This window comes from Paenibacillus sp. SAFN-117 (assembly GCF_051966115.1).
Classification (GTDB): Bacteria; Bacillota; Bacilli; order Paenibacillales; family NBRC-103111; genus Paenibacillus_L; species Paenibacillus_L residui.
The window spans coordinates 1-13,297 of the sequence record NZ_JBQCLK010000012.1 but is presented as its reverse complement, the minus strand read 5'-3'; the positions used below and the strand labels follow the sequence as shown (position 1 = coordinate 13,297).

General features: G+C 51.1%; 12 protein-coding genes. 9 read left to right on the top strand and 3 right to left on the bottom strand.

Annotation, left to right across the window (positions count from 1 at the left end; all coding sequences use genetic code 11):
• Positions 1–308: 308 nt before the first annotated feature.
• The 5 genes from ACTHRH_RS09665 to ACTHRH_RS09645 all read left to right on the top strand — a co-directional run bounded on the left by ACTHRH_RS09665 (position 309) and on the right by ACTHRH_RS09645 (position 4,115).
• The gene (locus tag ACTHRH_RS09665; RefSeq protein WP_144939836.1) at positions 309–767 is read left to right on the top strand and encodes a chemotaxis protein CheX; all 459 of its coding nucleotides are present in this window, start codon (positions 309–311) and stop codon (positions 765–767) included.
• 146 nt (positions 768–913) lie between these two features.
• On the top strand, positions 914–1,696 hold the full coding sequence (locus tag ACTHRH_RS09660; RefSeq protein WP_440415303.1) for an SDR family NAD(P)-dependent oxidoreductase: 783 nt from the start codon (positions 914–916) through the stop codon (positions 1,694–1,696).
• Between the two features lie 102 nt (positions 1,697–1,798).
• Positions 1,799–2,638: an alpha/beta hydrolase family protein gene (locus ACTHRH_RS09655; RefSeq protein WP_440415301.1), complete on the top strand. Its 840-nt coding sequence runs from the start codon at positions 1,799–1,801 to the stop codon at positions 2,636–2,638.
• A 107-nt stretch (positions 2,639–2,745) separates the two neighbouring features.
• Positions 2,746–3,318: an RNA polymerase sigma factor gene (locus ACTHRH_RS09650; protein ID WP_440415299.1), complete on the top strand. Its 573-nt coding sequence runs from the start codon at positions 2,746–2,748 to the stop codon at positions 3,316–3,318.
• Positions 3,315–4,115, top strand: a complete 801-nt coding sequence (locus ACTHRH_RS09645; RefSeq protein WP_379291529.1) for a DUF4367 domain-containing protein — start codon at positions 3,315–3,317, stop codon at positions 4,113–4,115. The genes ACTHRH_RS09650 and ACTHRH_RS09645 overlap by 4 nt, the downstream gene beginning before the upstream one ends.
• Positions 4,116–4,250: 135 nt before the next feature.
• On the opposite strand, the gene ACTHRH_RS09640 is transcribed toward ACTHRH_RS09645, so the two are convergent.
• Together ACTHRH_RS09640 and ACTHRH_RS09635 are read right to left on the bottom strand one after the other, a co-directional pair.
• The gene (locus ACTHRH_RS09640) at positions 4,251–4,790 is read right to left on the bottom strand and encodes a hypothetical protein (RefSeq protein ID WP_379291527.1); all 540 of its coding nucleotides are present in this window, start codon (positions 4,788–4,790) and stop codon (positions 4,251–4,253) included.
• 192 nt (positions 4,791–4,982) lie between these two features.
• Positions 4,983–5,801, bottom strand: coding sequence for a helix-turn-helix domain-containing protein (locus ACTHRH_RS09635; protein WP_379291525.1), 819 nt, complete (start codon positions 5,799–5,801; stop codon positions 4,983–4,985).
• Between the two features lie 162 nt (positions 5,802–5,963).
• Here ACTHRH_RS09635 and ACTHRH_RS09630 point away from each other — a divergent pair, with 162 nt between their 5' ends.
• From ACTHRH_RS09630 to ACTHRH_RS09620, 3 genes are all read left to right on the top strand, one after another.
• Positions 5,964–7,787 carry an FAD-dependent oxidoreductase gene (locus tag ACTHRH_RS09630; protein WP_440415296.1) on the top strand — a complete coding sequence of 608 codons (1,824 nt, stop codon included), beginning with the start codon at positions 5,964–5,966 and terminating at the stop codon, positions 7,785–7,787.
• 213 nt (positions 7,788–8,000) lie between these two features.
• Positions 8,001–9,371, top strand: coding sequence for a DEAD/DEAH box helicase (locus tag ACTHRH_RS09625; RefSeq protein ID WP_150959685.1), 1,371 nt, complete (start codon positions 8,001–8,003; stop codon positions 9,369–9,371).
• A gap of 12 nt (positions 9,372–9,383) precedes the next feature.
• Positions 9,384–9,986: a hypothetical protein gene (locus ACTHRH_RS09620; RefSeq protein ID WP_440415294.1), complete on the top strand. Its 603-nt coding sequence runs from the start codon at positions 9,384–9,386 to the stop codon at positions 9,984–9,986.
• 168 nt (positions 9,987–10,154) lie between these two features.
• Here ACTHRH_RS09620 and ACTHRH_RS09615 read toward each other — a convergent pair whose 3' ends face one another.
• Positions 10,155–11,747, bottom strand: a complete 1,593-nt coding sequence (locus ACTHRH_RS09615) for an FAD-dependent oxidoreductase (RefSeq protein ID WP_440415292.1) — start codon at positions 11,745–11,747, stop codon at positions 10,155–10,157.
• Between the two features lie 210 nt (positions 11,748–11,957).
• On the opposite strand from ACTHRH_RS09615, the gene ACTHRH_RS09610 reads away from it, so the two are divergent.
• A complete protein-coding gene (locus tag ACTHRH_RS09610; RefSeq protein WP_379291518.1) occupies positions 11,958–13,217 on the top strand; it encodes an S-layer homology domain-containing protein in 1,260 nt (419 codons plus the stop codon).
• The last annotated feature ends 80 nt before the right edge of the window (positions 13,218–13,297 follow it).

The following is a 13,297-nucleotide window of genomic DNA, read 5'->3' as shown; positions in this document are numbered from 1 at the left end:
GGGTGCGGCAGACTTGGATTTTTGTTTGTGCTTCTAAAAATAATAGAGTGTGTCGGCGCATAGTTTCCCATATGGAAGCGACGCGTTTTTTTGTTTTGCATTAGGCATCCTTCTAAGCAGCATTTGAGAAAATAGTAGTCTCTAACTATCTCATCCCGCAGCAAATATAAGGTTAAGAATTTAGTCCTAGTCTTAAAGTTTTAAAATATAGGTTACCAATTCTACAATTTTGATTTATAATACTCTTGACTGGAAAAACCGTACATATTTATGATTCTTTAGTATTAGAGTGGAGGGGGAATTTAGGCATGAAAGCCGAATATATAAATTCGTTCTTGGAATCTGCCACGTCGGTCATCGAGCAGTTGACCCAGGTTCGTCCGACGAGAGGACAGCACGGGCTTAAAGAAATCGAGATGCTGGACAACTACGTTTGGATTCAGATCGGCTTAACGGGACAGATGGACGGGAATGTTATGTTTGGCCTCCATGAAGGCGTCGCTCTCAAGCTCGTATCGGCGATGATGGGCGGCTTTTCGATGACGGAGCTGGACGACATAGGCCGGAGCGCCATTTCGGAGCTGGGCAACATGATCAGCGGGAATGCCAGCACCATTCTTTACAATCAGGGACTTAACGTGGATATTACTCCTCCCCGGATCATTCTCCCCGCCAGCGCCAAAATCTGGACCCCCCGCCAAGTGATCTCGGTTCCATTAATGATGGACGGAATCGGCGAATTGGATATCCAAATGGTCGTTGCATAGTTTCTTGCCCCCATATTAAAATAAGTAGAATGGAAGGCTTTCGCGCCTTCTGTTTTGCTTTGTATTCCCGTATGTGCTTTGTTAGAATATGGTAAGAACGTCTGGTGACGTTCACTTGTTTTATTAGATCAATACGGGGGATGGATATGCCGAAGTCTATAGCCGGTCAAATTATAGTAGTGACGGGAGCTTCCAGCGGGATCGGTGAATTACTGTCCCGAAAAATAGCCGCGGAAGGAGCTTTCCCGGTTATGATGGCGCGCTCGGAAGACAAGCTCCGGCAGATTTCCGAAGAGATCCAGGAGGAGCATGAATGGATGCCGGTGGATGTCCGGGATGAGGATCAGGTTAACCGTGCGATGGCACAGGTATTGAGCAAGCATGGAAGAATCGATGTGCTTGTGAATAATGCCGGGTATGGAATTTTCGAGCGTTTGGAGGATGCATCCATGTCCTCGATCGAAGATATGATGGACGTTAATTATTTCGGAACGGTCAGATGCATTAAAGCGGTGCTTCCCCATATGATGAAGGCCGGAAGCGGACAAATTGTCAACATAGCATCCATGGCGGGGAAGGTAGGGTCGGCGAAATCAACCGGCTATTCGGCAACCAAGCATGCGGTGCTCGGTTTTACCAATTGTTTAAGGCAAGAGCTGGCAGGAACGGGAATTACAGTATCCTCCGTAAATCCGGGACCGATCGATACCCCTTTCTTCGACCGTGCGGATCCGAGCGGACAGTATGTTAAAAATATATCCTGGTTCATGCTTAAGCCCGAACAGGTGGTTCAGGCCATTATTCAAGTCATCCACCGCAAGAAGGCGGAAGTGGACCTGCCCTTCGTTGCCGGTCTCGGCAGTAAAATGTATCAATTGTTTCCCCGGTGGGCGGATCGCTTGTTTGCCTCCGTACTGAACCGGAAATAGATAAGACCTTAAAACGGCGGGCGTAGTAATCACCCGATTAAACTATAATATGAAAGACTGGGGGAAAATAAAGTCGAAGAAACGATGGAGCGAAAAACGGACATGACAACGGATCGGAACGGGGAAAACAAGACCTGCCCTTACCCGGACGGCCATATTGTACATAAGGAACGTCTGGACAGGCCGGCAACGGATGTCACTGCCTATAAGGTTACTTATGCCAGCAAAGGGCTGTTGGTCAAAGGCTACCTGCTTCTTCCTAAGCGGCCGTATCCTCTTCCGGGGCTTCTATATTGCCGTGGAGGAATAGGGCGTGTCGGGATGGTGCAGCTTCCGCGCATGACCGCTCTGGCCAAGCTGGGCTACATTGTGTTCGCTCCTTTCTATCGGGGGAATGACGGAGGCTGGGGAAAGGATGAATTTGGCGGGGAAGACCGCCACGATGTCTTTAGCGCAGTTGCTTTGCTTCATTCGCTTGACGAAACGACGGGCGATCCGGTATCGCTTATCGGTTTTTCGCGCGGTGCGATCATGGCGCTTCTGGCCGCGAGGGAATGCAGTGGGATAGGGCCCATTGTCGTATGGAGCGGGGTAAGCGATTTGAGGCTTACCTATGAAGAAAGAGTGGACCTGAGGAGGATGCTCAAGAGGGTTGTAGGTCACCCGCGTAAGGATGCGGAGAAATATAAGGAGAGATCGCCCGTAGAGTGGGCCACCCATATTTCCCATCCGATTCTGATCATTCATGGAACGGAGGACGATCATGTCAGCCCTGAGCACGCGCGCCGGTTAGCCCGGGCTTTGGAAGCGGCGGGCAAGAAATATACGCTTATGCTGATGCAGGGATTGCAGCATCGGTTTTCACAAGCAGAGGAGCAACGGACCTTAAGAGAGATCCATGACTGGATCCAGACCCACTTGAAGAATGGAAGTCAACAATAGATAGTGATAGTAAACATTAGCAAACTATGGTTACCCTTTTGTACATCCTCTTGTAGTAAAATAGAAGACGATCTGAACGGATGCAGTCATGCAAGTGGGGGAACGCTATGCCAAGTCACTTAATTCTTTTATACGATGCGGATTTTTATTCACTGTCTGAATCTCTACAGCGGGAAGTCTACCGGGAGTTTTATACTTTGGTCTACCCGCTTGTATTCGCCATGGTCCGGGATCATGGGGCCGCTGAGGATATTATTCAGGATGCTTTTCTGAGAGCCATCGACAAAGCGGCGCAGGTGGAGGAACCGGAAAAATTCGAGAGCTGGTTGAAAACGCTAACAAAAAATTATACGTTAAGTTTTTTAAGAAAATGGAGTCGACAGCGTGATGAATTGCTTTCTGATGATGTCTTTCTATACAAAGAGTTCTTCATGAGCGGGGAGGCCCTGCCTGTAGACAAGGAAGTGGAGCTGACGATGATGAAGGAGGCAATCGCCCGTTACTTGGATAGATTGAAGCCGGAGTATCGGCAAATCGTGGAAATGAGGTGGATTCATAATCTTTCTTATAAGGAGATGGCCGATGCGCTTCAGGTGACGGAAGGCAGCATTCGGCAGAAGCTGTTTCGCGCACGGGAGGCTATTAAGAATAAATTAAAGGAGGAGTGGGGAAACCGATGAGGAAAGAGGAAGAATGGGATCGGCTGTTGGATTCGGTCTTCGAAGATGCCGTTCGTGAGAACTATCGCTGCGAAGTCCCGGATCCTACCCCCTCTTGGGAGAAAGTAAGAGAGAAGCTGAAGGCCGAGAAGAGGAGGAGGGCGAGAAGAAGATGGCGAAGCAGGATAGCGACCATTGCGGCTTCACTTCTAATTGGGGCCTTCATATTCAGCACCCCTCAGATCACGAACGCTTTCGCTCCATTGACTGCAATATTTAAGCAATTGACCGGTAATATGCTTAGCTTTTTCTACGGGGAGTCCGGGTTGGAGGAACGGACAGGGGCGAAGACGTCGCCGCCTCCACCGACGGAGGAGCCGCCTCAAAACATTCCCGAGGATCATTCGGACGGTTCCCGGGCTTCAACGACGCTGAAGATATCGATGGAGGAAGCGAAGCAGAAGTCGTCCATCCCCTTGCTGGAACCGCAATATGTCCTGGACGGATATAAGCTCGATTCGGTGAAGCTTTCCTTGGACCAGCACGGGCAAACCTTGAACGCGGTTATCTACTATGAAAATGAGGAAGGCGGAATTTATCTGGTCACGCAGAGTGTGCTGGAATTAAATACGGTCTATACCACCTTGTCGGACGAGAACGACACGGTCAAGGATGTAGAAATTAAAGGTCGCAAGGGGAAGCTGATCCAGGGAAGCGACAAGAATGATATGATTCTGACCGATGAGGGCCGCTTGATCAGAATTACCGGTCAAATCTCTGTAGAAGAGCTGTACAGCATTGCCGAAAGTCTTCAGTGAGAGAATGTTCCGGCAGGAGGACTTGAAGGAGAGGTTTCGGGAAGCGGAAGCTGATTTAATCTATTGTATAGACATACGGAAGGGGCGGAAATGGTCCGCCCCTTCTTAAATTCATCCACCGATCCTTAAGCTCCCTTAGAGAACTAGAATCGAGTTTCCTGTAGTATATCCTCTTTCAAAATCTGTCCCCTGAATGACCCAGTGATAGCCAAGCACCCTGTAATAATAGCCTGTCAGACAATCCCGGGTGTCGGAACCATAGACGGTGATGTCATTACTGTCCTTGAATTCGATTTCCTTCAAATCAATCCACTCTTTGCCTGTCCACATTTGCAGTGTCAGCTTGAGTGCAACGGTGCTAACCTTCTGGGTGGCGAAAGTAGTTCCCGAGAAGCCAACCTTCCCATTGCCTCTGTCGGTAATCGACACGTTTCCGGAATCGAGGTATTTATGCCAGGGTTCGAATTTGTACGTTCCGAAATCTCCCGGAGCAGGGGTAAAGTCGTGGACGAAGATCGGTTCCGGATGCATGTCGGATTCCGGAGGCGGAGCTGTTTTTGCCCCGTTAGGGTACGGAGATGCCGGTTCTGCAGCGGCTGTGCCGGCCATGGCAAAGCAGAGGACAAGGGTAAGAACGAGCAGCAAGGATGGCTTGAACATACGATTTAGGGTCATTTTAAATACCTCCCATTTTTATATTTTTCTTACATATATTGGACGATTCAACTCTATGGAAAGTTTGTCCAAAATTGTGAACATTTTGTGAACATTGTACAAATGAGCCGATGGTTGTGGCCCGGCTCATTTTCTTAGGCTTGCACCAATTATGAAAAAAATAAGTCCCCGGCATCTGCCAGGGGCTTATTATCAGATCCGATTCATCCTGCGAAATTCAGAGGGCGTTATATTAAGCCTTTGTGTAAACAGGCGGCTAATGTAGTACCCGTTCTGATAGCCGCATCGTTCCGCAATCTCGTCGAGCGTCAGGTCTGTCTCCCGCAGCAAGGTGCAAGCTTGATTCAAGCGGATCGTAATCAGGTAGTCCATGGGGGTCATTTGGTAGGCCGCATGAAATTTCCGGGTAAATTGTACCGGAGTCAATCCCAGCGCAGCGGATACTGCCCCGAGATTCAAAGGCTCGTGCGCCTTCTGCCGAATGATCAGCGCTGCTTGGTCCATAAGCGGGTGTTCCGTCGCCTTGCCGGTAGGGAGCGGCGCGGGATGTTGCTCGGCACAGTACATCAGCCAGCAGTCCCTCAGCAGGTGGTTTTTCCAAAAGTGGACAGACGGCTCGCTAGTTATCGGCAGCGAACGCAGATAAGCGCAGACGGATCTTAAGCGGTTCCTGTCCCGAATCTCCACTCGGCCTGCAGGAAGAAGGTCGGAATCCATCCCGGCCTGCAGTTCCGCGCAGACAGGGGCGTCCCAGGTCCAATCGAACAGAAACATGTGAAACGATAGCGGCAGGATGGTCCTGCGGCGAAAAGGCACGTTCGGGGGGCAGAACACGAGACTGCCGGACGCCGCCTCTCCTTCATGTTCTCCAATGCCGTAGGCAAAGGAGCCGTCCTCGATCACGAACAAGCACCATTTGTCGTACGTATCCGTTTCATATAAAAATCGTGCTTTTCTATTCCAATATACATGGGAGTGAAGGGCGGGAATGATTTGCCACATTTGATGCATCGGATCGCTCCCTTTTTTTTCCGAGGAAAGCTGCGTGGCTCTCCGTCTGCTGAAATATTGTATAACATGTAGTATAAAATAGTGCATTAAAAATGAACAGCGATCTCTTTATGATTGAAAATAAAGATAAACTCTTATCGATATAAGAAAGAAGGGATCGTCATGTCGACATCGAAGCTGCGCAGCAGCAAATCCTTGACCGCCGACATCGTAGTGGCGGGTGGAGGGATGGCGGGTGTTCTCGCTGCCGTCTCGGCAGCAAGGAACGGGGCGAAGGTCATCTTGGTTCAGGACCGTCCGGTGCTCGGAGGGAATGCCTCCTCTGAAATTCGTATGCATATTGTAGGAGCTTGTCCGCGAGGCAAAGAAATGGAGACGGAAGCGAGGGAAACCGGCATTTTGGAAGAAATCCGCCTGGAATGTGCGGTCCGGAATCCTCAGAGCAGCGCCAGCATGCTGGATTTGATTTTATACGAAAAGTGCCGGGCGGAGCCTAATCTGCAATTGCTGCTGAACACTTCTTTGGTAGGAGTAGCGATGGAGGGCGAGCGGATAGTGTCCGCTCAGGCCAACCGCGAAAGCACGGAAGAACAGTTCGACCTGAATGCCGAAATATTTATCGATTGCACAGGAGATGGACGGCTTGGCGCAGAATCCGGGGCTCTGTTCACTACGGGCAGGGAAGCTGCCGATGAGTACGGCGAGTCCGGAGCCGCCGCGAACCGCGACAGCTACAGGCTGGGCTCTTCCTTGTTGTTCACAACGCGCGACATGGGTAAACCTATGCCGTTCACTCCGCCGCCCTGGGCGCGCCAATTTACCGAGGAGGACTTGAAATTCCGCAGCCATAGCTCGTGGGAATACGGGTACTGGTGGGTGGAATATGGGGGGACTCGGGATACAATCAAGGATAATGAGGACATCCGCGACGAGCTTCTGGCTATTATGCTGGGAGTCTGGGACCATATTAAAAACAGCGGCCATCATCCGGAGTCGGAGACATGGGCGCTCGATTGGTTCGGCTTTCTGCCCGGCAAGCGGGAATCGCGCCGTTTTATCGGCCGGCATGTCCTGACCCAGAACGATTTGGAGCAGGCGGTCGATTTTGAAGATGTCATCGCGTACGGAGGCTGGTCGATGGACACGCATCCTCCCCAGGGAATTGACGCGAAGGAGGAGAACCCGTGTAATCAGCCGATGACGCCATACATGTACGGTATCCCCGTGCGTTCGCTGATCAGCCGGAACGTAAGCAATCTGATGTTTGCCGGACGGAATATTTCGGCGACGCACATTGCCTTCTCCAGCACGCGGGTTATGGCGACCTGCGCCGTCATGGGGGAGGGCGCGGGGACGTTCGCCGCCAGCGCAATACGACGGGGCCTCCCGCTGCAGGAGGCCTGGCAGAATAAATCCGTTATATACGAGGCACAGCAGCAGCTTCTGCGTCAGGGCGCCTTTCTTCCCGGCTGGAGACTCGAAGACCGAAACCTGGCGGCACAGGCCGAGATTACCGCTTCCTCCGAACAGCCCGGCGGGGAAGCGTTCAACGTGGTGGACGGTTATACAAGAACAGTGCATGGTGCCGGAGGGGTCAGGCCGGAGCTGACGATGCCCGGCACGCATCGCTGGATGGCGGAACCGTCCGACCGTGAGCCGTGGCTGAGTCTAAGCTGGCGGCAGCCTGTCGATCTCTCGCAGATCACCCTCGTTCTCGATACCGGCCTGCATCGTCAGCTTACGCTGACACACGAGAAAGGCTTTCGCCGCAGAATGAAGTGGGGCGCCCAACCGGAAACGCTCAAATCGTTTACGATTGAAGCGGAGCAGGACGGAAGCAGGACAGAAGTTATACATGTCGACAATAATTACCAGCGTCAATTGGATTTCCCTGTCCAGTTGCGGAAAGTAAGCCGTTTAACCATCCGGGTTCATTCGACGAACGGGCTGGACCATGCCAGAATAGTGGAATTGCGATGCCAATAGCGAATACGATAAGATAGAATCCCCCGGGACAGCTCGATGCTGTCCCGGCGGAGAATGACAAAGTGGGACCGTTGCCTTGCGGGTGGCGGTCCTTTTCCTTCATTTCTTCTCTAGATTGGAATAGTCGCCCGCAATCTTCTATAATAATTAACAAATGATTAAAAAAAGCCCGAGAATACTTGGAAGAGAATAAAATTAGAAAAGAGGAATGGCATGCAAGCAAGTTTCGAAACGTTATCGCTGGACAATGATTGGATCAAGAAGCTTAATGCGATGAAGATCGTGACCCCTACCCCGATCCAGGCCGAAGCGATTCCGGCCATACTCGAAGGACATGATCTCATTGCCCGTTCCCAGACCGGGACCGGGAAGACCTTGGCTTATGTTCTTCCGGTGCTGGAGACCATCGACCGTTCATCCAAGCGGCTTCAGGCTGTCATTCTGACGCCTACCCGGGAGTTAGGCATGCAGGTTCTTGAGGTGATAGAGTCGTTGGTTCCGGATACCGGGATTATAGCCCAGCCGTTGATCGGAGGAGCCTCCATTCAACGGCAAGTCGACAAGCTTAAGCTGCATCCCCAGATTGTGGTGGGAACGCCGGGGAGGGTGCTGGAGCTGATCAAGCTGAAGAAGCTGTCCATGCATTATGTGCGTACGATCGTGGTCGATGAAGCGGATGAGGTGTTCCGTCTTGGCGAGAGGAATGAAGCAGAGGCGATTATTAAAAGCGCCTTGCGCGAACGACAGCTTGTTTTCTTTACAGCTACGGTTTCCAACGAATTGCGTGATTGGGCTGAACGGTTAATGAAAGCCCCGATTACCCGTCTTAGCGTAGACCCCGATCAAATGGCACCCTCTTCCATTGAGCATATCTACTTTATAAGCGAGGAGCGGGACAAGATCGACACCTTGCGCCGCCTGGTCCGGCTGTATCATCCGAAATCGGCGATCGTATTTATTAACGATACCGACAAGGTGGGAGAAGTGGCTGCCAAGCTGCAATACGTCGGTTTGTCGGTGGAAGCCTTATACGGGGATTCCGGGAAACAAGAAAGAGCCCGAACGATCAAGCGTTTCCGCGAGGGCAAATTTCAATTGCTTCTTGCCACCGATGTGGCATCGCGCGGCCTTGACTTTCCGGAGGTGTCGCACGTGTTTAACCTGCAGCTTCCCGTAGACCCGGATCATTATGTGCACAGGGCAGGAAGGACCGGTCGAATGGGACGGAGAGGGACCGTCGTGTCGTTGGCCGAGGTCGGGGAACTGTTCATCATCGAGAAGTTTTCCAAGGCGATCGGAACCCCTATCGTTCACAAAGATATGTATGAGGGAGTTATCATTGATCCCGCTGATAAGCGGGGTCGCCGTGCCGGCCGAATGAAGGAGCAGGCTGTTATTTCCAGTGTTACTCCCCAAGCAGACAAAGAGCAGTTCAAGAAGCGGACCGGAACGCTAAAAAGAATCCAGGACTCTTCAACGAATTCACCTGCACCAGGATCTTCCGCCAAGAAGGCCAAGACGAGTCGGCTGCGCGACCGCAAGAACAAAGGCGCTCCCAAATGGCTGAAGAATAAAAAGCAGTAGAGGATGACCTTTGTGAAAATAGCAAAAAGGCTGTTCACCCTAGTAGTGCTGCTCCTGGTACTAGCTGTGCTCTTGACTGCGGCCTTATTGTTTTATGTAAAGCCGGATAAGACTCTGGATCTGAGCTACCGCCCGATAGATATCAGAGATAAAATAGAACAGATGATCCGTAACCGGCAGCTTTCTTTTACCCTAAGCGAAGAGGAAGTCAACAGTTTGTTCAAACGAGCGATCAGCGAGCATCCGCTGCCTCTCCCTCCGGATATCCGAATAGAAGGGGCGGATGTTCGTCTGGCTGAAGGCGGGCTTGTAGCAGACTTCAACCTTCGGTACAAGGAGAGAATTCCAATCGCGGCTACCGTATACCTGCGCGCGGAATGGCGCTCTCCGGAATTAGTTGTTGAACTGGAACGGATCAAGGCGAAGCAGCTTACTCTGCCGCAAGCTGTGGTGGAGGGGCGCCAATATCGCTTCCGGCTGGACGAGCATCTTCCTTCCTTTATCCGAATAACGGATATCGGGATTCAGCCCGGGGGAGTTCGTATCGATTGGGAGGTCGATCAAGACCGGGTGGAGGAACTGCTGGAGGACTTTTTGCGCCATCGGGGGTATTAGGTAAACCGTCCAGCTTGTTTCCAGCGAACCATTTTCAGATCAACAAGAAGAACCTCGGATCCCGCATTGGGGTTACCGAGGTTCTTTGTCTTGTCGGAGATAATATGATCGTAATCCTTACGGGAACGAACACGATCTCCTGCCATTAATTATCGTATTAGAGTGACATTACTTGGATCTGGAGTACTGCGGAAATATAATTTCGCCGACATTCAGCTTGCGGATCTCTTCTTCGGTCCATCCTGCCAGCTTGTTGGTCGCCTGAATATTAGTCAGTTTGATCTGATACTTCTCCTGCAGATAAGCATGCAGTTGCGGCCAATCGCTTTCCGTCAGCTCCTTAAGCTTCTTCTTGCCATCGATTTGACCGAGAATCACTCCGATCGATTCCGCAGCCAGAGCCGTATTCGGCTGGATTCTGGCGCTGCCGTAAGCGATGGCGGAGGAGCCGACGTTTTTACCGGCCATAATGACATTGTCGTAATTTTTCAGCAGGAAGCTGCGCAGCGGCATCCCGTATTTGTCCGGTCTGCCCATCTCGATGCCCCACTTCTGTACGCTGATACCCTGCAGATCGAGCGGATATCCTCCAATACTGATATTATCATAGAACATGCGGCCGCCCAGCATGTCCGAAACCTGCATGACATAATCGGTCTCGTAATGATCGTACTCGCGGATGTACAGGTAATCCGGGAATCCATTCAGCTCCGCATTTTCCCAGCCGACGATGTTCTTGCGGAAGTGCTCCAGGATCAACGGGATTTCCGCCTTCCCAAGCTCTATGGCTTCCTTCACGGACTGCTCGTCCGCCGGATTGACATCATAGATCAAAAAGGCATTGATAATCACTTCCCCGTCCCGCTGGTTAACGGCGTTCAAGCCCCGGAGGAAAACCCGGTCATTGCTGGGCTGATAGGCGGACGTCATTCCGCTCAAGCCAATGGCATAGCTTTCGTTAACATTCCCGTAGCCGTACTTTTTGTTCCGCTCGGCGGCAGTCAAACCGTTGAAATGAGTTTTGAATTTTTGCCAATCGACATTTTTGAATTTCATCATCATGCCTGCGCTCATATACTCGATTTCGTTCTTTCCGTAGAAAGCCTCGAGTCCCGGTAACCGGTTTACTTTCAGCTGACCGGCCATCGCTGCATAATCGGTATTTTCCACAAAATAGGAGGCGGTTATCCGGTGGTGGGAGCCATCGGCCTTCACGTAAAGGATAGAAGTTACCGTTTCCTCGCCGTTAGCCCCCGGCTTTGTTTCGATCTTCTTCAGTTGTATCCCCGATTCGATCGGTATGCCTTTCGCCAGCTTGTTGTTGTAATAGTCAGTGAACTCCGAAAGCTTGCGAATTTGACCGGCGCGGAAGCCGTCGAACAGCTCCTTGGCTCTTCCTTGGACCAGCAGCTTGCCGCTGCCGTCTCTCGTTTCATCCAGGAACAGCATCTCGCCCTGCAGCAGCTGCCCTCCGATCTTCTCGCGGGGGTCAAGCACTACGACATCCAAGCCTTCATCCTTGGCTGCCCTTGCCAAATACATTCCTTCCATTTCGCTGCCGATCACGACGATATCCGTAGAGGCCTCCTCAACGTCCGGCTCGGGTTCCGGTGTCGGTTCCTCCTTAACGGCCGCTGAATCAGGATCACTACCCGATAAATCGGTTAGCGCTTTCGGTGCAGGCCCATTCATAACAATGACTGCCAATACGGCTGCCACGAGAAGGACTAGTCCGGCTAAGAGGGTCCATTTCAAACGCATAATCTTCTTATCTCTCCTTCTTCAGGTTGTTTCAAGGGTCGTTGCTTGCAAGAATGCGGGTTTAAGTAGGAATAGCCACTTTGTATAGTCTAACATTTTCCTGTTACCCCCTCAAACGATTTCTATCCGGCGAACCGTGTAGTGTACTAAGGGAACCTTTCGCGAACAGGTCTGATCCCATTTTATTATGTGAAGGAGAGTAGGACATAGATGACAAAAAATACACCATCTTCTATCAAAAAACTGCTGATCGGCGGTTTGACGGCCACCTTCGTACTGGGAGGAGCATCGTCCGCTTTAGCTTCAGACCATCCCGGAAAAGGAAACTGGGAGAACAGCAAGAAAGAGCAGTCGAAATGGGAACAGAAAGCAGAGAAGGAAAGCAAGGGTAAAAAAGATACGAAAAATAAATTCAAAGCGGATTTTAATGATATGGTCGGCGGGGATGTGGAATGGGCCAACCGTCATATTGCGAGTCTTGCAGCTCTGAAGGTATTCGAAGGCTATGAGGATGGAACGTTCCAGCCGCGCAAGCCTGTAACCCGCCTGGAAGCAATCACCGCAGCGGTCCGTTTGTTAGGATTGCGGGATCAAGCGGAGTCGGAAGAGGCGAAGAACTCTCCGTTGAATTTCAAAGATGCCGATAAGCTGACAGAGAAATATCCATGGGCAGTCGGATATGTTTCCGTCGCTCTGAAGAATGATTTGTTCCTGGAAACGGAATCTTCCATTAAACCGGAAGCACCGGCGGATCGTCTCTGGGCAACGATGCTGCTCGTCAAGGCGATGAAGCTTGAGGATGAAGCGAAGGCCAAGATGAATACGAAGCTTGATTTCAAGGACGCCGACCAGATTCCGGCCGGAGCGGTAGGATATGTTGCCGTTGCGCTGGAGAAAGGATTAATCCAAGGCTATGAGAACGGCAAGTTTCTCCCCAACAAACCGGTGACTCGCGCTGAGCTTGCTGCCCTGCTTGATCGTACGGGAGACCAAATTCCGGACGTAGGCCATTCCTTGCGTGCGGGTACGGTAGTTTACGGCGTGAGTAACAACACCCTCACTATCCGTCAAGGCAATGAGAATGTATACTTGAGCTTGGACCCGGATGCCTTTATTTTCAAGAACGGAGTTCGGGTGAAGGCGAGCGATATCCAGCCGGGGGATTTTGTTAAGGTCCGGTTGTATAACAATACTATCGTCTTTGTCGATGTCATCCACAGCGAGTATGGGAATGCCTTGATAGCCAGAGGAGGATTTGAAAAATTCACGGTGGATCAGCAGGGAAAAATCAGCTCGATCACAATCACCGAGAAGGTTAACGGACAGGAGAAGAGCGTAACCTATGCGGTAGAGGGTGACGTTCGCTTAATTGGCGATACCTCCAAGCTGGTTCTGAACCAGCCGAAAACCCAAGTGGAATTGAGCGGCAAAAACAACAAGGTTCAAATCATTCAAGTGATCCAGAATTAATAGCTCAACTTTCGCAGCTTAAATTCGGCAGATAGGCCTTGATGTAGCTGGGTAAACCAGCAAACCATTGTTGGAGTTGC